This window comes from Zeaxanthinibacter sp. PT1 (assembly GCF_028464225.1).
In the GTDB taxonomy this organism is placed as follows: Bacteria; Bacteroidota; Bacteroidia; order Flavobacteriales; family Flavobacteriaceae; genus Zeaxanthinibacter.
Map to the genome: position 1 here is coordinate 97,934 of NZ_JAQPCN010000001.1, position 21,466 is coordinate 119,399.

Below are 21,466 nucleotides of genomic sequence, written 5' to 3' on the forward strand. Positions count from 1 at the left end.
TTTTACCTATAAATTTAATAGGTTATTAGGCGATAAAAGCTTCGACCCAAGGGACTGTCCTCTTATCTAATATATCAGAATTTCATTTTATAGCGATAGTGCTCTTCAGCTGTGCAGGCCACATTCCCGGTTGGCCAGGACTTTGGTCGGATCAAAATAGGTGTGTTCATTGGGCAAACCTCTTTCACTAAGATAGGCATCAAGCTGGGCATCGCTACAGTGGTAAAACGGGCTTACTTTTAATACTCCCTGTTTATCCAGGCTGAGAATATCAAGGGAATCCCGCAGTGCGGTCTGGCCCTTTCTCAGGTTGGTGAACCATACATCCGGTTGGTGCTCCGCCATAGCACGGCGGAAGGGTTCCAGCTTCACTTGTTCTGTAAAGATGGAGTGCCTGGGATCTTCGATCTGCGGTATTCCCATGACCACATCCCTGTGTGCCGTTGATTGCCTGGGCACGTACAATTTAATATTAAGATCCAAGCTGCCGATCAATTCTTCGGCATGCCTGTAGGTCTGTGGAGTATTATAGCCGGTATCACACCATATCACGGGGATGTCCTTCTGCACCTGGGTAACCGCGTAGAGTATCGCTACCTCGTAGGGACGGAAATTAGTGGTCACCACGGGAGTCTTCCCGTAAGAAATTGCCCAGGAGATGATTTCCTCCGGGGGGATTCCTTTAAACTGTGCATTCAGGCTCTTTAATTGTTGATCAGAAAATCTCATTGCTCTCTCAATTTAAATTAGGGGCTTATCTCCCCCACTTGATCCGGTTCCATATACGTTCGTGTGCAAAATAGAGGGCCATTTTGGTGACCAGTTCTACCATACCGATGGAGAACGCAACACTCAAGGTACCGGTTATCACCCAGGATATAATAATGGTGTCTATAGTGCCGACAATCCTCCAGCTGATAGATTTAACAATACTGCGTTTCGGATGTTCAGAAGTCCTGTCTCTCCGGTAGCTGCTGCTCACCTTCTGCCTGCTTTGAATCAATTGCTCTGCGATCAAAATATTATTATTTTAATTACCCTATAGATTTAATAGGATAAACAAAAATAGTATTAAATTCATATGTCGGCCCCTTTCAGTCCCTGAAATTGAGGATTACCCTACAGTTTTAGTAGATTAATAACAGAAGGCGGAATAGATTATCAATTTTGCAATAAACTATGAATGTGGAGTGGAAAAGTTAAGTGATATCATCTCCTCAGGTAAGAATATCAGCCAGGGTATTATTGCGGTATACCTCCAGGGCACTGTCACGCACCATCAGCATCAGTTTATGAACAGAACATTCATTTTCGTCTGGGCAATCATCGCATTTTTCGTAAAAGTTAAGACTGACACATGGTACCATGGCAATGGGGCCTTCCAGCACCCGGATCACTGTGGTCATCGGAATTTCTGATGGATCTTTGATCAGGTAGTATCCCCCACCCTTTCCTTTCTTGGAACCGAGGAAACCTGTTTTCCGAAGACTGAGCAAAATACTCTCTAAAAACTTTTGGGAAATGTTCTCGTGCTGTGCGATCTCGGCGATCTGAACAGGTTCTTTATTAGCTTGGGAAGCAAGGTATGTCAGGGCTTTCAGCCCGTATTTAGTCTTTTTGGAAAGCATAGTACGAAGATAGAAAAAAATCTTGCTCTAGTACTACACCTCCCATTGAGAGCTATTCTATTATAGCCTATTCTTTTCCCAGGGCCTGGGCTACATCCGCGATGATATCGTCTATGTGTTCCAAACCGACAGAAACTCGTACCAGCCCATCCGTGATGCCGGTCTCCTGCCGTTCTTCCGCGGATAATTTACTATGGGTAGTAGATGCCGGGTGGGTGACAATACTACGGGTATCCCCGAGGTTTGCCGATAGGGATAACAGCCGGATAGCATCAAAAAACTTTCTTCCGGCCTGCAGCCCTCCTTTAACTTCGAAAGCAACTACACAGCCCCCCGCTTTCATTTGTTTCTTCGCCAGTTTATATTGTGGGTGTGAGGGTAAGAATGGATATTTCACCTTTTTTATTTTCGGGTGTTTCTCCAGGAACTTTGCCAGGGCCAGGGCATTCTCGCAATGCCGATCTACCCGCACGGCAAGGGTCTCCAGGCTCCTGGAAAGAATCCACGCATTAAAAGGTGACAGGGCCGGGCCCGTGATCCTTGCAAAACGATAGATCTTATCCACCAATTGGTGGCTACCTACGGTGATCCCTGCCAATACCCGGCCTTGCCCATCCATGAGCTTGGTCCCGGAATGAATGACCAGGTCTGCCCCGAATTTAAGCGGTTGCTGCAGGTAGGGACTCGCAAAGCAGTTATCTACTACCAGTAAGATACCGTGCTTTTTAGCCAATCCCCCTAGGGCCTGAAGATCCAGGATATCTACCCCGGGATTCGTCGGTGACTCGGCGTAGATCATTTTGGTCTCCGGTCGTATCAGGGCTTCAATTTCTTCAGTAGTGGCTGTTATATTAAAATAATCATGGCTGATCTTCCACTTGGGTAAAAACTGTGTCAGCAGGCTGTGTGTTGATCCAAAAATATTCCTGGAAGACACCAGGTGGTCTCCACTTTCGAGCAGAGCAGCGAAAGTATTAAATACGGCTGCCATGCCCGAGGCAAAAGCGAATCCGTCTTCGGCACCCTCCATCTTGCAGACCCGTTCTATGAATTCCGAACTATTGGGATTGGAATACCTGGAATAGATATTCCGGTCTTTCTCCTCGGCAAAGGAAGCCCTCATGTCCTCTGCATCCTCGAAGACAAAGCTAGAGGTGAGGTACATGGGGCTGGAATGCTCCAGGAATGAAGATCGTTCCATCTGTGTTCGTATCGCATTGGTCTCAAATTCTCTGTTTTTCATAATCGGTATTTTATCCTACTGTAATTTATCCTTTCTCGGCGATCCTCAGGATGTCGCCAAATACTCCCCTGGCAGTCACCGCGGCCCCTGCCCCTGCGCCCTGAATAACCAGTGGGTGTTCTCCGTAAGACTCGGTATAGATCTCGATAATAGAATCGGATCCTTTCACCTGCCCAAGGGCACTTTCCTGGGGTACGGAAACCAACTTTACATCCAGTTTGCCTTTCTCCTGCCGAAGGTCACCATGCAGTTCCCCGACGTAGCGGAGTACATGTCCTTCTCGTTGTCCCTGTTTAATTTTGTTATAATGCTCATCCAATTCACCGTCTTTTGATAGGAACTCTTGCACATCACCTTTCCGTAATGTTTCCGGGATCAGATTCTCAATACTGATGTCCGTGAACTCGTTATGCAAGTCCAACTCGCGCGCCAGGATCAGAAGCTTGCGGCCCACATCGTTCCCCGACAGATCTTCACGGGGGTCCGGTTCTGTAAGTCCACGCTCCATGGCATCTTTTAGCACCCTTGAAAAGGAAGTACCACTTTGAGAAAAATTATTAAAAATATAGCTGAGCGAGCCGGAGAATACTCCCTTGATCCGGGTGATATTCTCTCCGGACAAGTGTAATAATTTAATGGTATCGATCAGCGGCAGCCCTGCCCCTACGTTGGTCTCGTACAGGTATTGTTTCTGGTGCTTAATCAGTTCTTCACGCAGTAACTGGTAATAATCAAAACCAAGGGTATTGGCGATCTTATTGGAAGAAACCAGGTCATAGCCGTCTTCTACCAGTTCAAAATAGTGAGCGACAAAATCCTCGCTGGCTGTATTATCCACCGCGATCAGGTTCTCCAGGTGGTGGTTACGCGCGTACTGCTTAATGGCATCCACGCTGTAGGGTATTCCCTTTTTATCTATAGTCTTGCGCCAGTCTTTTCCCAATCCCTCCTTAGCCAGTATTAATTTCCGGGAGTTGGCCAGGGCAAAAACATTCAGGCTGATCCCCTTTCGTTTTTCGATCTTCTCCCGGGAATCGAGGATCTGGTCCAGCAGGGTACCCCCAACATTACCGTGTCCGAAAATTGCCAGGTTCACTTTCTTGGCGATCCCGAAGATCTGGCCGTGCATCACGTTCAGCGCTTTGTGCAGGTCTTTTTTCTTTAGGACCAGGCTGACATTCTTTCCTGTTACCGTATTGTTGAACAACAAGGGAACTACCTGGTTCTTGATAAGGGCATTGTAGGGCTTATGAAAAGTGCTGAGATCCTGGCCGATAATAGAGATCACGGAAACATCGTCCGTAATAGTAATAGTATTGACATCGCGAGACTGGAAGGCATCTTCAAACTCGGTTTCCAGGGCTTCCTTAGCTCGCCTGGCTTCTGTTGCCGCAACAACCAGGCCTATCCCCCGTTCAGAAGATCCCTGCGAGATGATCCCTACATTAATATTACTCTGACCCAGCGCTTTAAATATCCGGGCGTCAACACCTACCTTGCCCAGCAAGCCTCGTCCTTCCAGGTTGATGAGGGCTTCATGCTCTATTACGGAAAGCGACTTGATCCCTTCCGGGCCTTCCTTGGCACTGATCAGTGTTCCCTCGCCGTCGGTATTAAAAGTGTTCAAAATCCGCAGGGGAATGTTCTTTTCCAGGAGGGGAATAATGGTCTTGGCATGAAGGACGGTAGTTCCAAAATTGGCCATTTCATTGGCCTCGCTATAGGATAGGTTCCTAATGATCCTGGCTTCAGGGACCAGGTCCGGGTTGGCAGTATAAATCCCATCTACGTGGGTGAAATTCTGCAACTCCTCCGCATCGAGGAAATTAGCCAGCAACGAAGCAGAATAATTACTCCCGTTCCTGCCCAGGGTCGTGGTTTCCCCATCTTTATTCGCAGCTATAAACCCGGTGATGACCGGTAGGGCACCGGGTTCAAGCCCGGCAAATTCGCGCAGGACCTGCTCTTTGGAGACCAATTCATTCACCTGGGCGTTACCAAAGTTAGCATCGGTGCGAATCAGTTTCCTGGAATCGAGAAATACAGCTTTCACTCCTTTCCCTATCAGTAATTTAGTGAGTAGTCGGGCCGATATAAGTTCACCGAAAGCCAGTACATGGTCCCGGGTCTTAGCGCTGTAATCCCCCAGGAGGGCGACACCCTCCAGTAATTGGTACAAGGCCCGGAATTCGCCCGACAGCTTCACATTGCTATAGGAATGCTGCTGGTAGCGCTCAAATTCCTCGAAATCTCTTCTAAAATCCTTACTGGCTGCCGCCATCTGCAACATGTGTTGCAGCTGGTCCGTGGCCTTTTCACGGGCCGAGAGGACAATCGCTAGCTTTTCCCCGGCCTTTACCTTAGTTTCAACAATCCTGAGCACGTTACCAATTCCTTCGCCATTGGCCAGGGAGACGCCACCAAATTTCAGCACCTTGTAGCGCTGAAGACTTGCAGCATCCTCAAAAATAGGTTTCAGCAACTGCTGAATCTGTTCGTATTCGATCAGGAAAGCGTCGTGCCCGTGAAGGGATTGAATCTCCCCATAGGTTACATTACTGTTAGCCTGTGCCAATTGTTTAAAGGTTTCTTTGTTTTCTTTGGCAGTAAAGAACAGGTCTGAATCAACCCCGATAATGTGAATGTTGGTATCACTATCCTGCAACCTTGTAAAAGCATCCTCCCCATCCCTGGTTATATCTATGGTCTTCAGGAGTTGGTTGGTGAGTTTATATGCAGACAACTGGAAGCGTTCCTGCAGTTTCTTACCGTGATGCATCAGCCAGCTTTCCACGTTAAACTGTTGTAAGGCTTCATTGGTACTCCGTTGAAAACGTTCCTTAAAAGATTCCGGGGTCCGGTAACACAACATAGCGTGCATACGAGCGTCGTGTACAGGTTGCTTTGAATTGACCAGGAATTGTTCCTGTATCTGGCAGTTGGCGATAAGCCAGTCTGTAGATTTCCAGTCAGAGGCCACAGGGATCAGGTGCTCTGTCAGCTCCGGGTTCAGGGCAGCCATTTCCCAGGCGATCCCGCCACCCAGAGATCCCCCGATCAGAGCAAACAACTTCCGTATACCCAGTTCTTCCAGGCCTGCCAGGAAGATCCTGGCGATATCCCCGGCCACAAAATCCTTATAGTTATCAATGATAAAACCATCGTAACCATTACCGGGAATGTTAAAGGCCAGTACGGTGTATTTCTCGGTATTGATACACTTTCCCGGCCCGATCAGCACTGACCACCAACCCTCATCCCCGGTGACGTTAGAATTACCGGTCAGGGCGTGGTTAACCAGAACGACAGGAGCGGTATGCAGTTCGCAACCAAATAACTGGTAAGACAGCGAAATATCCTGCGTACTCCCGCTATAGGTAGTAAAGGATGGTATTGTTAAGTGATGTAACATATCTTTCTCTCTTTTTAACTGAACATCAAACTACAATCGCGTGTATAGTACAAATGCCAGCTTCCCTGTTCACAAGAGCAGGTGAAATAATACGTTATAAAGAAAGATATGGAGCGGAGGTAAATCCCTTCATCGTTATCTATTCCCGTTCCCCGGGATAGAATGTAGCACCTTCTCTGCCATGGGGGCAAAGGGTTGCTAAGGTTTCAAAGGGTCTATTCCCTCCACCTTTCTTGATAACAGATCAGTAAATTATTGAACTTAGTTAATACAAATATAGGTACGAAGCCGGATAATCCTAGTGTTTTTCCAAAACTTCAAGACCAAAGGCTTCACGGATCGGTTCTACCATATCCAGTTTTTCCCAGGTAAATAATTCCACGTCCATCTCTACCCTCCCGTTGTAAGGCGACTCAAATATTTTATGAACCACCCGGGGTTCTTTCCCCATATGGCCGTAAGCAGCAGTCTCCAGGTAGATAGGGTTTCGGAGTTTTAATCGCTCTTCAATCGCAAAAGGACGCATATCAAACAATTGTGATACCTCCTTGGCGATTTCCCCATCGGTAAGGTCTATATGCGAAGTGCCATAAGTATTTACAAAGATAGAGGTAGGTTCTACCACCCCGATCGCGTAGCTCACCTGTACCAGCACCTCGTCTGCCACCCCGGCAGCGACCAGGTTTTTGGCAATATGCCTGGCGGCATAGGCTGCACTCCGGTCTACTTTACTAGGGTCTTTTCCACTAAAGGCACCCCCACCATGTGCTCCCCGACCCCCGTAGGTGTCGACGATGATCTTACGGCCGGTCAGGCCGCTATCGCCATGAGGTCCGCCGATAACGAATTTCCCCGTAGGGTTAATATGGTATTTGATCTGATCGTCAAAAAGTGCTTGTACGTCAGGGGCCAGTAAGGCTTTAACCCTGGGGATAAGAATCTCCAGGAGGTCGTTCTTGATGGTCTGCAGCATGCGTTCGCTGTCCTTGTCAAAATCATCATGTTGGGTAGAGATGACGATGGTATCTATCCGCTGTGGGATATGATCATCTGAATATTCCAGGGTTACCTGTGCTTTGGCATCAGGACGAAGGTAGTTGACCTGGTCTCCTTCTCTCCTCAGGGCTGCCAGTTCGCTCAGGATCTTATGCGAAATATCCAGGGCCAAGGGCATGTAGTTGTCGGTTTCCTTAATGGCATAGCCAAACATCATCCCCTGGTCACCGGCACCTTGTTCTTCTTTTTTCCCACGATCCACACCCTGGTTAATGTCTTGCGACTGCTCGTGGATGAGCGAGATGACTCCGCAGGAATCCCCGCTGAACTGGTATTCTCCCTTGGTATACCCGATCTGGTTGATCACCTCCCGGGTAATAGCCTGCAGATCCACATAAGTATGGCTCTTTACTTCACCGGCCAGGATCACCTGCCCCGTGGTGACCAGGGTTTCACAAGCAACCTTGCTCTCCGGGTCAAAGGCCAGGAAATTATCTAAAAGGGCGTCACTGATCTGATCTGCGATCTTATCGGGATGTCCTTCACTAACAGATTCTGAGGTAAATAGATATGCCATACGTCGATGCTATAGTTTTGTATTGAAACAGATTTGACGTAAAAGTGTAAAGAAGTTTACTCGCGTGAAGGAAACTGCTTTAGCATTTTATCCTGCCTCTTTACAACAAGCCTGGTACCAGACATTGCTTTGCGCGGGCAGGGAGGTTGCAATCAGTCAAATCCGTCCTCTCAATTCGCAGTCACAAAAGTACGTATTTGACCGTGAAATAAAAATTTTGATCCTTAGATTTTCATACGCGCATTTCCGCGACTATTTTTTCGGGAACCCCGGATACTTTGTATATTGTGTCCCTTTATCAGAACAACGCATAACCCTTAATCGTTACATGGCCATGCATATTGCAGTTGCAGGAAATATAGGCTCCGGGAAGACCACACTGACCAGGTTATTATCTAAACATTATAACTGGGACGCCCAGTTTGAAGACGTGGTGGACAACCCATACCTGGATGATTTTTATACCAGTATGGCACGGTGGAGTTTTAACTTGCAGATCTACTTCCTGAACAGCCGCTACCGGCAGATCCTGAAAATCCGGGAAAGCGGTAAAAGTGTGATTCAGGACAGGACCATTTACGAGGATGCGCACATCTTTGCTCCCAACCTGCACGCTATGGGCCTGATGACCAACAGGGACTTTAATAATTACACCAGCTTATTTGAACTGATGGAAACCTTTGTTCAGCCACCAGACCTGCTGATCTATCTAAGGAGTTCTATCCCCAACCTGGTGAACCAGATCCACAAAAGAGGCCGGGATTACGAAAACAGTATTTCTATTGATTACCTAAGCAGGCTTAACGAGCGGTACGAAGCATGGATACAGAGCTACGCCAAAGGCAAGCTGCTCATTATGGATGTGGATAACCTGAATTTCGTGGATGAACCGGAAGATCTCGGGTTCGTGATCAATAAGATCGACGCAGAGATCCACGGACTTTTCTAATGGTCGGGATCTGCGATAAACCCTTTTTCATAAGCGTGTGCAAATAATTGCTTACTGTCTTCTGCCAGTAATACGGGCACGGTCTCGTACGATTTAAACAGCCCTTTAACCCTGAGCATTCGCTTACGGTGCTTTACACTCCTGAGGTAAATAGCGAGTATCCTGTCCGGGTAGGCCTCGGCGATCTCAATATAAATATCTGCGTCATGCTCCCCGCTGTCCCCAATGAGAATAAAATTAAGTTCTGGATAAGTTTCCAGGATATTAAGGATTTCCCGTTGTTTCTGTGGCTTCTCTACGACTTTTTTGCGGTTCAGGAAACTCTTAAAACTCCTCAATAATATAGGGCCTTTGGGAAAATTGTGCTCCTTAAGGAACAATTCCAGGTAGCGGTAGAGGTTCCAGGGACTATGACTTACATAAAATATAGGGTTAGATCCCTCCCCGGTCTTACCCCTGTGTAAGAGGTGATAAAATTTTGCAGCGCCGTCTAATGGGGTACGCTTTTCCGGTCTTTTAAAAACGGTGTTGAAGATCACCTGCCACTTCAATGACGAAACCACCCCGGTGTGCAGTATGGTGTCATCAATATCACTGATCACACCGAATTCTGCTGTCGCAGGCGGTATAAGTATCTCTCCAGGGAAGCGGTTTTCCCTGATCCGGTTTGCATCTACCTGTGAAATATCATAGGAAACCTCGTAGGGCAGCCATCCTTCTTCATTGGTCAATTCTTCCAGGTCCTCTAACTGTTCATCAGCCAGGTAGTAGCCATCTGCATCTGTCTTGGCTTTTATCACCTTGCCATTCGGCAAATGAATATCTATAGGACTGTCTCCTACCTCATCCGTTTCAAATCGCTTCCATGTATTGATCAGCAGTTTCCAGAAACCTTTATTGGACAGGTCTATATTCTCATCTTCCAGGGCACGACCCTTAGCGTAGAAATGACGGTTGGTCCCATAAGTCTGGAATGCGATTATCTGTAGCGGGTCTTGCTTTTTCTTAAATATCATATTTAAAAGAAGTGCCAGGATTCGGGCCAGAGCCACATGATCAACAGACCTGCGGCGATAGATATACCAAAGGTAATAGAAATCCACTTTATGAGCTCCCTGCTCCCGAGAACGGCTGCCATTATTCCTTTGAACAATAGGTTAGAAAGCGATGCGAGGAGGATGAGGCGCCAGCCCGATTCTACTTCCAGGCTCCCTTTTTTCATCAGCTGGGACAACGACAGCGTAATGGCATCCACATCTGTAAGTCCACTGATGATCGAGACTACATACAAGGCATTATTACCAAATTCTTCTTTAACGAAGGCCACTGCCAGCAGGATAAGGGCATAGAGCAGGCCAAAAACCAATGCGCTTTTAAATTGAGCGGGGTTAGAGGGTTCTGGCATTTCATCCTGTTCTGTTTCCTTGTTGATCAGGTAAAACATCCCGATACAAAGCCCGGTCATAATAACAAATTCGGCCAGGATAGGTGTCATGAGTCCCCCTAATTTTTCCGGGACAACCACGCTCACCTCGACCAAAACCCTGACTAGGGCAATCGCAGATGCCGCTGTAATAATGAAGGCAGCTACCTTGCCCACATCCGGAGCCTCTTTGGTCTTCCTGGAATAGCTAACCGTCGTGGCCGTACTGCTGATAAGACCACCGAGTACGCCATTAGAAATGACCCCTACTTTCTTCCCTGCAAACTTATAGATGAAATAACCGACCACACTGATGCCCACGATGAGCACCACCATCAGCCAGATATTATAGGGATTTAATACATCAAAAGGACCGTAGGTCTGGTTAGGCAAAATAGGCAAGACTACCAGGGAGATCCCCGCAAAAGTCATGATTGCACTGAGCTCCTTATCCTTAAGCCGCTCTATGAGTCCGTGTAAGCGTTCTTTCACGTACAGCAGGATAGCCATCCCACCTCCCATCAGTACCCCGATGGTTTGGTCTCCCATGACCAGGTAGGCGCCTATAGCATACATAAGCAGGGCAGCCACTTCCGTAGTCTGCCCTATACTGGCTTCGGCGATCTTCTTCAGCTTGATCACATTACCCATCACGAGGAAGGCGGTAATCGCCAAACCGAAGAATGGGATCAGGTAAGGATTTTCCAGGTTCCGAGACATAAACCCTGCGATGGTACCCAAAATGGCGATCAGGGTAAAGGTCCGCACTCCGGCGATCCGGTCGTCCTCGGATTGCCGTTGCAGGCCATTGAGCATCCCAAGGCCAAAGGAGATGCCCAGTATGATGAGATCGTCATAGTTCAACATGGGAAAAAAGATACAGCTTATAAAAAAACCCGCAAGCTGTCTTGCGGGTTTTTTTGACTGAAACGATACTAAACGTATTTAGCTTTTCTTTGAAGTCTTTACAACTTCGGTATACGCTACCGCTGTTTTCACAGCTGTTTTTTCCTGTATGGCCACTTCAGCGATTTCCGTTTCCTCGGTCACCTCTGTTTCCAAGGCATCTTCATAACGGATGGCCTGCTCGTCTGCAGCATCGGCAGCATCGGCCGGCGCAATTTCATAAACAGCAGGGGCAGCCTCTACCGTAGCCACATCACCACCTGCAGCGATACTCGGCGCGATGACCAGGGCCACTACAGACATTAATTTTAAAAGGATGTTCAGGGAAGGACCAGAAGTATCCTTGAAAGGATCTCCAACGGTATCCCCAACAACAGCCGCTTTATGAGCATCTGTACCTTTACGGCCGTCTGCTTCTATCATCTTTTTAGCATTATCCCAGGCACCCCCGGCATTAGACTGGAAGATGGCCATAAGTACACCGGCAGAAGTTACACCTGCCAACAGGCCTCCCAGCATTTCAGCGCTTCCCAGGAATCCAACCGCTACAGGTACAGCGATGGCCAAGATGCCCGGCAGTACCATTTCACGGATCGATGCATTGGTGGAAATTGCCACACACTTCTGGTATTCGGCAACACCATCTGCCTCGTGGAAGATCCTTTGTTCTTCCGGGGTAGCTTTAGAGATATCTGAATCGTACTTTCGCATCAGTTCCAGTGCAGCCTTAAGCTCGGGAATATCCCTGAACTGCCGACGTACTTCGTTGATCATGGCCATTGCGGCACGACCTACAGCATTCATGGATAATGCAGAGAATACAAATGGCAGCATGGCTCCGACCAACAGCCCGGCCATAATATCAGGGCGTGATACGTCTATAGAAGTAACACCTGCCACCTTCATAAACGCTGCAAATAGCGCCAGTGCGGTTAATGCTGCAGAAGCGATCGCAAATCCTTTCCCGATAGCCGCAGTGGTGTTTCCAACAGCATCCAGCTTATCGGTACGTTCCCTTACTTCTTTTGGTAGTTCGGCCATTTCAGCAATACCCCCGGCATTGTCCGAGATAGGTCCGTAAGCATCTACAGCCAACTGTATCCCGGTATTAGCCAGCATCCCTACTGCAGCAATTGCGATACCATAAAGTCCGGCAAAGTGGTGAGACACCAGGATGGCAGCAGCGATCAGGATGATAGGCACTGCGGTAGACATCATTCCAACCCCCAGGCCGGCTATAATATTGGTCGCGGCGCCGGTCTCTGATTGTGCTACAATATTGTTGACCGGCTTTTTCCCGGTTCCTGTATAATATTCAGTAATCTTCCCTACTCCTAAGCCGGCAACCAAACCGGCGATCGTAGCCCAGAAAACTCCCATGGCACCAAAAGGCAGACCTTCTACAGTTTCGGGGATCATCGCCTGTATAATGAAATAAGAAGCGGCCACCATTAAACCAGCAGATCCGAATTCCCCTATATTCAATGCGGTTTGTGGATTTCCTCCCTCTTTAACTCTGACAAAGAAAGTACCGATAATAGACATTACGATCCCAAAAGCGGCCAGCACTAAAGGCAGATAAACTGCTCCCAGTCCGCCAAAATCCGGTGTAAAAATATAGGCTCCCAGTACCATGGTACCGATGATAGACCCCACATAAGACTCGAACAGGTCAGCCCCCATCCCGGCAACATCACCAACGTTATCTCCTACGTTATCAGCGATGGTAGCGGGGTTGAGGGGGTGATCCTCAGGGATCCCAGCTTCAACTTTACCAACTAGGTCGGCTCCAACATCGGCCGCCTTCGTATAGATACCTCCACCTACACGGGCAAAAAGTGCAATAGAAGAAGCACCCAGAGAGAAACCGGAAAGAACATTCAGTACCAGGGGTACATTCTCTGCGCCTTCCCAGATATTCTGGTAGATCATAAACAATCCACTCAGTCCAAGTACACCCAGGCCTACTACCCCGAGACCCATAACAGATCCCCCGGCGAAGGCAACTTCCAGGGCCTTCCCAAGGGAAGTCCTGGCGGCCTGTGTAGTTCTTACGTTGGCTTTGGTAGCCACTTTCATCCCGATAAACCCGGCCAGTGCAGAGCAGATCGCTCCGACGATGAAAGATACGGCAACCATACCGTGAGACCCGCTCTCCGCTTCTCCTTTAAAGTAGAGGAGTACAGCTACGGCAAGTACAAATATTGATAGTATTTTGTATTCGGCTTTTAAGAAAGACATTGCCCCGTCGGCAATGTTTTTGGCAATTCTTGACATTTTCGCATCGCCCTCGTCCTGTTTGGAGACCCACGCATTTTTAACAATAACAAATAGCAAGCCCAGGATCCCGAAGGCAGGCAAAAAATTCACAAAACTTTCCATGTTGATTAGTTATTTTTTGGTTTTAATGTGGGCTAATGTAGTAAAACCGATTAGAATATAAAACATTAAATTTCCGGCCACAAAGCTGCAAATGCCTTGCACAGTGATAGCTGCGAGTTCGACTTTTAGGCGGGAAAGCAGATCAGAAACTGAAGCCGAAGGTGCCGGTAATGGCAAAGGGACGGGCATTAGGCTGGTCGAGGTAATTGCCTCGGAAGTTGAAATCGATGCGGAAGATTCGGAAGATATTTCCCACCCCAAAGGAGTATTCCCAATACACTGCTTCATCCGGTGCCATCAGGGGGATATTGGCCGGGCTGCTGAGGGTTTTATTGGCCTCAGACAAATCGCCCCAGACCCCCCGGAGACCGACAATCTCGCGGAGGTTGGCCTTCCTCAGGAAAGGGATCCTGGAGAATAACCGCCCGTTAAAATTATGTTCCAGGTGCAGGGACGCATAGGTGTCGGTCACAAACTCGTAAAAATCCAGGTTAGGGAAGGTATTGTACAGGGTAAAAAATGTCTGGTTCCCCGGGATAATATTGAGCAAGCCCAAGGGTACTTCTCCAAAGGTTTTCCCAACTTCTACTGTAGACATCAACCTACCGATACCGCCCAGCTGCCAGGGTTGGGAATATGAAAACTGCAGCTTGCTGTAGTTAAAGTCACTTTCCAGGAAACCCTCCAGTCCCTGGGTATAATTTAAGAGCAGGGTGCTGTAGGTATCGTTGATATCCCGTCGCTCTACCCCGTACCCTATCGTTCTTTTCCCGGGGGTATAGATGAGAGTGGTAGTGATATCAAACTGCTTTATATCAGATGCAATGCCACCCGGTGCATCCGGGTCCAGGTACTCCAGGCTGAAGGCATCGGGCAGAGCAGACTCTAATGTCCTGAAAGACCCCCCAAAACGCATCCGGAAGTTGAGCAATGGCTCCAGTTCCAGGTTGAGGGTAGTGAGGTTAATACTGGTCAGCCGGTTGTTAGCGCCCACGGTAAATACCGAAGAAGAAGCCACGCTGCGGCCTAGAACATCATTAGTCGCGGTCAGACTGAGTCCCAGCTGTTCCACATCCCTTCGGTTGCCTCCTGAAATAATGAGGCGGGTTTCACGGTCGAGCAGAAATTTGGCTGAGAATCCATGTTTAACCTTGTGATCCATGAGGCCATATGCCAGGTATCCTTCCAACCTCCAGGGATCGTTCTGCCCAAAATAGGTACGTGCCCCTGCCCTGACGCGGATGCCCTCGGCATCATTATAACCGAAGGTACTGTACAAGTCCCCAATATCCACATTCCACTTGTCGATCTCCACATAACCAGATCCCAGTATACTGACAATGTCATAATAGGTTCTGAAACGGGGTACCGTTTTCAGGGTGTCGAGCAATTCGTAGATTCCCTTTTCATCCTTATTGAGCGATTCCAGCCTGTTATTAGCCCAGAATACACTGTCTCTTTCAAAGATGAGGGGGTTGTAAGGGTCGGTCTTACGGGCATAGAATTCGTTGGGCTTGGTCTCGTTAAAAACGTAGTTGTCATAAACCGTGGTCCGTTTGCCATATACGCCTCTCGACTTCTCTTTTTTACTCAGGCTGAAGTCGCTCAGCATATAATCCCTTTCCAGCAGGAAAACAGAATCATTCAATACTTCAAAATCCTGTTCTATGTAAATCTCCTTGACCCAGTTAATATTGGCACTCTTAGTCACTTCAAGGTTAATCTTCTTGATAGCAAAGGTGGTATCGTTCACCCAGAAATCGCCCTTAAAAGTAAGCTCGTTCTTCCGCCTTGGGTAGTATACAATATTGTAACACCATTTATCGCCTATATAAGCGCTGTCTGCGAGCACGTAATTATAGGTGTCTATCCCGGTTTTGGAGAGTGGGCTGGTAAAGCTCTTATCAAAGAACTTGAGATAATTGTTATAGATGTCGTAATCCGAATACAGGTCTTCTACAAAGGCGGTGATCGCCTGGTTGTTACTGAAGCCGGAATTCTTGCTCCCCAGTAAATCCTCCTTCTCCTGATTAAGTTCGTTATCCCCGTACACCCTGGAAAAGGTTTCGTTGAGGAAGAGTGGCAGGTAGGTCTTCCCGGTGATACGGGAAGTATCCAGGTCCTGGAAAACAAATTCCATCCCTTTGAACAACTTACTCTTGATCACGGAGCTGTCAATGGTATTCAGGTCAAACTCCAGTTTCTCATATTTATCATAGCGGTACTGGTCAAACATGCGGAGCCCGTTGATCCGTTTCTTGGCCCAGATCTTTTTCAGGATGTCAATGGCGGGATTGTTTTTCTTTGACTGCTTCCCTACATAAACCACCACTTCGTCTAATTGCTCCCCACCTTCTTCGAGAATGATTTCCAGGTCGTAATTTGCTCCTTTCTGCAGGGGAATCTCCCGGGTAGCATAGCCGATAAAGGATACCTGCAGCGAATCGTAATCCGAATCCGATTCTAAATAAAACCGGCCATCATCGTTGGTGATGGTCCCTTCCCGGGAACCGGAAAAGAGGACGTTGGCAAAGGCCACGGCCGCACCTCCCTCATCCTTTACGATACCCGCCACCTTGGTCTGGGCAAAGGCAGAGACCGAGCTTAGCAACAGCAGGAAACAGAATAGCGATTTTTTCATAATTATGGGGGACGGAATAGCTGGTCCTCCCGGGAAGGATCAAAAGTAAAGCATAGCTGCGGGTTGATGGCTAAAACTTTCCAAAAAAAAAGCCCCGTTCACCCTAGGTCAACGAAGCTTTAGATTCCTTACAGCGGATGGCTGTTATTTATACATTACCTTTTTAACCGCAGCGATCACATCTTTGTAGTTAGGCAACCATTCTTCCAGTAAAACCGGTGAATACGGCGCCGGTGTATCGGCTGTATTGATCTTTATGATAGGCGCATCCAGGAAGTCGAATGCCTTGGATTGCACCTGGTAAGTAATCTCGGTGGCGACGTTCCCAAAAGGCCAGGCCTCTTCAAGTATTACTAACCTGTTTGTTTTCTTCACTGAGTTCAGAATGGCATCGTGGTCCATCGGCCTAACCGTACGAAGGTCGATAATCTCGCATTTCACTCCTTCTTTTTCCAGTTCATCAGCGGCTTTATGCGCCTCCTTGATGATTTTCCCGAAAGAAACGATGGTCACATCGCTACCTTCGCGAACAACGTCAGCCACACCTATCGGAATAGTGTATTCATCCTCCGGCACTTCGCCTTTATCACCATACATCTGCTCTGATTCCATAAAAATAACGGGATCGTCATCACGGATCGCAGCTTTTAAAAGACCTTTTGCGTCTTTGGGATTAGAAGGTACCACAACTTTAAGTCCAGGGCAGTTGGCATACCAGCTTTCAAAAGCCTGTGAATGCGTTGCCGCTAATTGACCTGCTGAAGCCGTTGGACCCCTGAAGACGATAGGGCAGTTAAACTGTCCCCCGGACATCTGGCGGATCTTTGCCGCATTATTGATAATCTGGTCTATCCCTACCAGGGCAAAGTTAAAGGTCATGAATTCTATGATAGGCCTGTTCCCGATCATGGCAGACCCCACACCGATCCCGGCAAAACCGAGCTCAGAGATAGGGGTATCGATCACCCTTTCCGGTCCAAATTCATCTAACATCCCTTTAGAAGCCTTGTAAGCACCGTTATATTCGGCTACTTCCTCTCCCATAAGGTAGATGGATTCATCTTTTCTCATTTCTTCCGACATCGCCTCGGCTATGGCTTCTCTAAACTGTAATGTTTTCATCTTTCTGTGCGGACGCTTTAAAAATGTTGTTTCTTAAGAATGCGAACAAAAATAGAAAAATATCTCCCAAATACGCCGAGGAAGCCACTAAAAAAAAGAAGTTAATTTACTATGCACGCATAGTAAATTTCAAAATTATTGGCTATCTTAGCGGCCATACATAAAAAACTATCGTACATGAAAATTCTGGTTTGCATCAGCAACGTACCCGATACAACTTCCAAGATCAATTTTACGGAAGGCGACACCAAATTTGATACTTCCGGCATACAGTTCGTTATTAACCCCAACGATGAATTTGGCCTTACCCGTGCCATGTGGTTTAAAGAAAAGCAAGGCGCTACCGTGCATGTGGCCAGCGTAGGCGAAGCCAGTACAGAGCCGACCATCAGGAAAGCCCTGGCTATCGGTGCTGATGAGGCGATCCGGGTTGACGCCGCACCTACTGATGGGTTCTTTGTAGCCCGGCAGTTGGCGGATATCGTAAAAAAAGGAGAATATGACCTGGTGATCGCAGGACGTGAGTCTATTGATTACAACGGCGGAATGGTGCCCGGGATCATGGCTGCCCTGCTCGACATGAATTTCGTGAACACCTGCATTAACCTGGAAGTAGATGGCAACAACGCCACGGCTGTCCGGGAGATAGACGGGGGTAAAGAAAAGGTAAGCACCAGCCTGCCACTGATCATCGGGGGGCAAAAAGGCCTGGTTGAGGAAAGTGACCTGAGGATCCCGAACATGAGAGGTATAATGATGGCCCGGCAGAAAAAGCTGAACGTGGTTGATCCTGTAGATGCCACAGCAGCCACCGAGGAAGTCCGTTTTGAGAAACCTGCTCCCAAGGGAGAAGTAAAACTGGTAGACGCGGACAATGTCGGCGAACTGGTAGAACTGCTGCACAACGAAGCCAAAGTAATCTAAAAATATACCGGGCCTATAGGGGCCGGCTTAAAACACTACAATACATTATGTCTATACTGGTCTATACCGAATCTGAACAAGGTAAATTCAAGAAACACGCTCTCGAGGCTGCTTCCTACGCTTATGCCGTAGCACAGCAACTGGGCACTACCGTCACCGCTATTTCTTTTAATAACGAAGAGAATGATGTACTGGGGACCTACGGGGTCAGCAAGGTACTAAAGGTGAGCGATGATAATTTAAAGACGTTTAACGCCAAGGCTTACGCCCAGGCTGTATCCCAGGCTGCTTCTAAAGAAGATTCCAGGGTCATTGTCCTGAGTTCAAGCACGGATTCTAAGTACATGGCAGGTCTGTTGGCGGGAATGCTGAAAGCCAGCTATGCCCCTAACGTGGTCGCTACACCGGAAAGCACTGACCCAATCGTAGTCAAGAGAACCGCATTCAGTAACAAGGGATTTGCCCTTACCAAACTAGAGGCAGACACAAGCATTATCGGCGTTTCTAATAACGCCTTCGGACTTAAGGAGAACCCTACCGATGCTACTGTAGAGGTATTTAACCCTGAATTAAAAGATGGCGCCTTTGGTGTTAAGTCTGTAGAAGTAGATAAAGTGGTCGGGAAAGCCACTATTGCTGATGCCGAGATCGTCGTATCTGCGGGACGAGGAATGAAAGGACCGGAAAACTGGGGAATGATCGAAGAATTGGCCGATGTACTGGGGGCTGCCACGGCCTGTTCCAAGCCGGTTTCTGACCTGGGATGGAGACCACACGGTGAGCACGTTGGACAGACCGGGAAGCCGGTTGCCAGCAACCTCTATATTGCCATAGGAATTTCCGGGGCTATCCAGCACCTGGCCGGGGTCAGTGCTTCTAAAACCAAAGTAGTGATCAATAATGATCCCGAAGCTCCTTTCTTTAAGGCTGCGGACTACGGTATCGTCGGAGATGCCTTTGAAGTAGTACCTAAACTCATCGAAAAATTAAAGGAATTTAAAGCACAAAACGCTTAATTTTTGTTAATTTGTGCCCCTTAAGGGACTGCAAACTTCCGGGCTTCCCGGAAGTTTGACGCAGCCCCAATGTTGTATTGATGGATATGAGTTTAGTAAGGTTAAAAATAAAGGGGATCTCCTACAGCCAGACACAGAACGGGGCATATGCCCTAATCCTGAATGAAGTGGAGGGTGATCGAAAGCTGCCAATTGTCATTGGTGCGTTTGAAGCACAGTCTATCGCGATTGCGTTGGAGAAGGAGATCAAACCTCCCCGCCCCCTTACCCACGACCTATTTAAGAATTTTGCAGATCGTTTTGATATCGTGGTAAAGCAGGTCATCATCCATAAGCTTGTTGACGGGGTGTTTTACAGCAGCATCATCTGTGAAAGGGATAAGATCGAAGAGATCATCGATGCGCGGACCAGCGACGCCATCGCCCTGGCATTGCGATTCAACGCTCCCATTTTTACTTATAAGACCATCCTGGATAAAGCAGGTATTTTCCTGAAATTTTCTTCCAAGGATAAAGAAAAGGAAGAAGGAGACGACAGTATTGTCGTAGATGAAATCCTGCAGGAAGGGGAAACGGTCGAAATTGATTCGGCCTCCTCAGCCCCATATAAAGAAATGTCCCTGGAAGAATTACACCGGGAACTGGATAAGGCCGTAGCCGGGGAAGACTACGAAAAAGCGGCCAAACTTCGCGACGAAATTTCCAAACGCAAGCGATAATTAGCACCTACTCTATGAATCCAAGGGCCTGGCTTACACTGTTATTCTTTGTCTTTTTGTTACCCATCTGCGCCCAGGACACCTTGGTGCAGGATGCACTCCCACAAGCCACGGACAGTATTACTGTCTTGCAGGATGAAGGCACCAAGATCTCTGCCGCCGTACCCAACCAGGGCTTTACCGTGGAGTCCCTCGGTCGTGGAATGTTAGGTATGCTGGCTCTTATCGGCCTGGCGTTTATTTTCAGTGCCAACCGAAGGGCGGTCAACTGGAAGACCGTCGGGATAGGACTGGGAATACAGTTATTACTGGCTATAGGTGTATTAAAAGTCTATTACGTTCAATTACTGTTCAGCAGTATAGGGCAGTTCTTTGTCAATATACTGGATTACACCCTGGTGGGAAGTGAATTCCTGCTCGGGAACCTGCTGGATGTGGATAACCCCAGTATAGGGTACATTTTTGCCTTCCAGATCCTGCCTACCATCATCTTCTTCTCTGCGCTGACCTCGGTCTTATTTTACCTCGGTGTGGTACAGAAAATTGTTAAGGCCCTGGCATGGATGCTCACCAAATCACTGGGCATCAGCGGAGCTGAGAGCCTTTCTGTTGCCGGGAACATTTTCCTTGGACAGACAGAATCACCACTGCTGATCAAGGCTTACCTGGAAAAAATGAACAAGTCAGAGATCATGCTGGTCATGATCGGGGGAATGGCCACCGTAGCCGGGGGTGTGCTCGCGGCATATATTGGTTTCCTTGGAGGTACCGACGAAAACCTGCGGCTGGAATTTGCTCGCCACCTGTTAGCGGCATCCGTAATGGCAGCACCCGGTGCTATTATTGTTTCCAAAATCCTATACCCACAGACCGAACCCATAGATACAGACATACACGTATCCGATGAAAAAATAGGCTCCAACTTCCTGGATGCCATAGCCAACGGAACTACCGAGGGACTTAAACTGGCTGTAAACGTCGGTGCAATGCTCTTAGTTTTTGTTGCCTTTATAGCCATGATCAACGGCATACTGGGCTGGGTTGGAGATGTAACCGCACTGAATGGCTGGATTGCCAGCAACTCCTCCTTTGAACAGCTTTCCCTGGAGGCCATCCTCGGGGTGATCTTTTCACCGCTGATGTGGCTGATCGGGGTACATACCGAAGATATTATGCTGATGGGGCAACTGTTGGGAATCAAATTAGCCGCGAGCGAATTTATCGGCTACATCCAATTGGCCTCTTTAAAAGACGTGAGCTCGGGGACCCATTTTACCTACAGCAAATCGATCATTATGGCTACGTATATGCTTTGCGGCTTTGCCAATTTTGCTTCTATAGGGATACAGATCGGGGGGATAGGTTCCCTGGCCCCGGGTAAAAGGAAGTTGCTGTCCGAATTCGGAATGCGTGCCGTATTGGGCGGTACCCTGGCATCACTTCTATCCGCAACTATCGCAGGGATGATACTTGGATAAGCCACTATACTGGCTACCTCTTACTCGTTAATAATTATTGATAACTAGCC

At 47.9% G+C, this 21,466-nt stretch carries 16 protein-coding genes and 1 riboswitch; of the genes, 5 read left to right on the plus strand and 11 right to left on the minus strand.

Translation table 11 applies throughout. From position 1 onward, the window contains the following. Positions 1–105: 105 nt before the first annotated feature. The 6 genes from PP178_RS00455 to metK all read right to left on the minus strand — a co-directional run bounded on the left by PP178_RS00455 (position 106) and on the right by metK (position 7,856). Positions 106–729, minus strand: a complete 624-nt coding sequence (locus PP178_RS00455) for a phosphoadenosine phosphosulfate reductase domain-containing protein (RefSeq protein WP_272592342.1) — start codon at positions 727–729, stop codon at positions 106–108. Positions 730–754: 25 nt separating this feature from the next. Continuing rightward, on the minus strand, positions 755–1,018 hold the full coding sequence (locus PP178_RS00460; RefSeq protein WP_272592343.1) for a DUF2061 domain-containing protein: 264 nt from the start codon (positions 1,016–1,018) through the stop codon (positions 755–757). A 199-nt stretch (positions 1,019–1,217) separates the two neighbouring features. Continuing rightward, positions 1,218–1,628, minus strand: a complete 411-nt coding sequence (locus PP178_RS00465) for an RrF2 family transcriptional regulator (RefSeq protein ID WP_272592344.1) — start codon at positions 1,626–1,628, stop codon at positions 1,218–1,220. Between the two features lie 67 nt (positions 1,629–1,695). Next, the gene (locus tag PP178_RS00470) at positions 1,696–2,871 is read right to left on the minus strand and encodes a trans-sulfuration enzyme family protein (RefSeq protein ID WP_272592345.1); all 1,176 of its coding nucleotides are present in this window, start codon (positions 2,869–2,871) and stop codon (positions 1,696–1,698) included. Between the two features lie 25 nt (positions 2,872–2,896). Continuing rightward, the gene (gene thrA, locus PP178_RS00475; RefSeq protein WP_272592346.1) at positions 2,897–6,283 is read right to left on the minus strand and encodes a bifunctional aspartate kinase/homoserine dehydrogenase I; all 3,387 of its coding nucleotides are present in this window, start codon (positions 6,281–6,283) and stop codon (positions 2,897–2,899) included. A gap of 132 nt (positions 6,284–6,415) precedes the next feature. Further along, a riboswitch (SAM riboswitch) is annotated at positions 6,416–6,526 on the minus strand. A 55-nt stretch (positions 6,527–6,581) separates the two neighbouring features. After that, positions 6,582–7,856, minus strand: a complete 1,275-nt coding sequence (metK, locus tag PP178_RS00480; RefSeq protein WP_272592347.1) for a methionine adenosyltransferase — start codon at positions 7,854–7,856, stop codon at positions 6,582–6,584. Positions 7,857–8,190: 334 nt separating this feature from the next. Between metK and PP178_RS00485 the strand changes: the two genes are divergently transcribed. After that, the gene (locus PP178_RS00485) at positions 8,191–8,805 is read left to right on the plus strand and encodes a deoxynucleoside kinase (protein ID WP_272593600.1); all 615 of its coding nucleotides are present in this window, start codon (positions 8,191–8,193) and stop codon (positions 8,803–8,805) included. Here the strand turns inward: PP178_RS00485 and PP178_RS00490 are convergent. The 5 genes from PP178_RS00490 to PP178_RS00510 form a co-directional block, all read right to left on the minus strand. Further along, entirely contained in the window at positions 8,802–9,821 is a 1,020-nt protein-coding gene (locus tag PP178_RS00490) for an App1 family protein (RefSeq protein ID WP_272592348.1), read from the minus strand. The two genes, PP178_RS00485 and PP178_RS00490, sit on opposite strands and share 4 nt — an antisense overlap. Before the next feature lie 2 nt (positions 9,822–9,823). Then, positions 9,824–11,095, minus strand: a complete 1,272-nt coding sequence (locus PP178_RS00495) for an MgtC/SapB family protein (RefSeq protein WP_272592349.1) — start codon at positions 11,093–11,095, stop codon at positions 9,824–9,826. A 78-nt stretch (positions 11,096–11,173) separates the two neighbouring features. Then, positions 11,174–13,516 (minus strand): sodium-translocating pyrophosphatase, encoded by a 2,343-nt coding sequence (locus PP178_RS00500; RefSeq protein WP_272592350.1) that lies wholly within the window; start codon positions 13,514–13,516, stop codon positions 11,174–11,176. A gap of 142 nt (positions 13,517–13,658) precedes the next feature. Next, on the minus strand, positions 13,659–16,157 hold the full coding sequence (locus PP178_RS00505; RefSeq protein ID WP_272592351.1) for a DUF5686 family protein: 2,499 nt from the start codon (positions 16,155–16,157) through the stop codon (positions 13,659–13,661). 144 nt (positions 16,158–16,301) lie between these two features. Beyond that, complete coding sequence (locus PP178_RS00510; RefSeq protein ID WP_272592352.1) at positions 16,302–17,279, minus strand: pyruvate dehydrogenase complex E1 component subunit beta; 978 nt, start codon at positions 17,277–17,279, stop codon at positions 16,302–16,304. A gap of 177 nt (positions 17,280–17,456) precedes the next feature. Here PP178_RS00510 and PP178_RS00515 point away from each other — a divergent pair, with 177 nt between their 5' ends. The 4 genes from PP178_RS00515 to PP178_RS00530 all read left to right on the plus strand — a co-directional run bounded on the left by PP178_RS00515 (position 17,457) and on the right by PP178_RS00530 (position 21,416). Then, positions 17,457–18,203, plus strand: coding sequence for an electron transfer flavoprotein subunit beta/FixA family protein (locus PP178_RS00515; protein ID WP_272592353.1), 747 nt, complete (start codon positions 17,457–17,459; stop codon positions 18,201–18,203). Between the two features lie 47 nt (positions 18,204–18,250). Continuing rightward, on the plus strand, positions 18,251–19,219 hold the full coding sequence (locus PP178_RS00520; RefSeq protein ID WP_272592354.1) for an electron transfer flavoprotein subunit alpha/FixB family protein: 969 nt from the start codon (positions 18,251–18,253) through the stop codon (positions 19,217–19,219). An 86-nt stretch (positions 19,220–19,305) separates the two neighbouring features. Next, positions 19,306–19,938, plus strand: a complete 633-nt coding sequence (locus tag PP178_RS00525; RefSeq protein ID WP_272593601.1) for a bifunctional nuclease family protein — start codon at positions 19,306–19,308, stop codon at positions 19,936–19,938. A gap of 14 nt (positions 19,939–19,952) precedes the next feature. Beyond that, positions 19,953–21,416: a NupC/NupG family nucleoside CNT transporter gene (locus tag PP178_RS00530; protein ID WP_272592355.1), complete on the plus strand. Its 1,464-nt coding sequence runs from the start codon at positions 19,953–19,955 to the stop codon at positions 21,414–21,416. The last annotated feature ends 50 nt before the right edge of the window (positions 21,417–21,466 follow it).

What these genes read in the sequence shown, in the direction of transcription:
- PP178_RS00505 (WP_272592351.1), bottom strand. Translation starts at nt 16,157, where the DNA reads ATGAAAAAATCGCTATTCTGTTTCCTGCTGTTGCTAAGCTCGGTCTCT.
- PP178_RS00490 (WP_272592348.1), bottom strand. Translation starts at nt 9,821, where the DNA reads ATGATATTTAAGAAAAAGCAAGACCCGCTACAGATAATCGCATTCCAG.
- PP178_RS00485 (WP_272593600.1), top strand. Translation starts at nt 8,191, where the DNA reads ATGCATATTGCAGTTGCAGGAAATATAGGCTCCGGGAAGACCACACTG.
- PP178_RS00510 (WP_272592352.1), bottom strand. Translation starts at nt 17,279, where the DNA reads ATGAAAACATTACAGTTTAGAGAAGCCATAGCCGAGGCGATGTCGGAA.
- PP178_RS00525 (WP_272593601.1), top strand. Translation starts at nt 19,306, where the DNA reads ATGAGTTTAGTAAGGTTAAAAATAAAGGGGATCTCCTACAGCCAGACA.
- PP178_RS00470 (WP_272592345.1), bottom strand. Translation starts at nt 2,871, where the DNA reads ATGAAAAACAGAGAATTTGAGACCAATGCGATACGAACACAGATGGAA.
- PP178_RS00455 (WP_272592342.1), bottom strand. Translation starts at nt 729, where the DNA reads ATGAGATTTTCTGATCAACAATTAAAGAGCCTGAATGCACAGTTTAAA.
- PP178_RS00530 (WP_272592355.1), top strand. Translation starts at nt 19,953, where the DNA reads ATGAATCCAAGGGCCTGGCTTACACTGTTATTCTTTGTCTTTTTGTTA.
- PP178_RS00495 (WP_272592349.1), bottom strand. Translation starts at nt 11,095, where the DNA reads ATGTTGAACTATGACGATCTCATCATACTGGGCATCTCCTTTGGCCTT.
- PP178_RS00520 (WP_272592354.1), top strand. Translation starts at nt 18,251, where the DNA reads ATGTCTATACTGGTCTATACCGAATCTGAACAAGGTAAATTCAAGAAA.
- PP178_RS00465 (WP_272592344.1), bottom strand. Translation starts at nt 1,628, where the DNA reads ATGCTTTCCAAAAAGACTAAATACGGGCTGAAAGCCCTGACATACCTT.
- thrA (WP_272592346.1), bottom strand. Translation starts at nt 6,283, where the DNA reads ATGTTACATCACTTAACAATACCATCCTTTACTACCTATAGCGGGAGT.
- PP178_RS00515 (WP_272592353.1), top strand. Translation starts at nt 17,457, where the DNA reads ATGAAAATTCTGGTTTGCATCAGCAACGTACCCGATACAACTTCCAAG.
- PP178_RS00500 (WP_272592350.1), bottom strand. Translation starts at nt 13,516, where the DNA reads ATGGAAAGTTTTGTGAATTTTTTGCCTGCCTTCGGGATCCTGGGCTTG.
- metK (WP_272592347.1), bottom strand. Translation starts at nt 7,856, where the DNA reads ATGGCATATCTATTTACCTCAGAATCTGTTAGTGAAGGACATCCCGAT.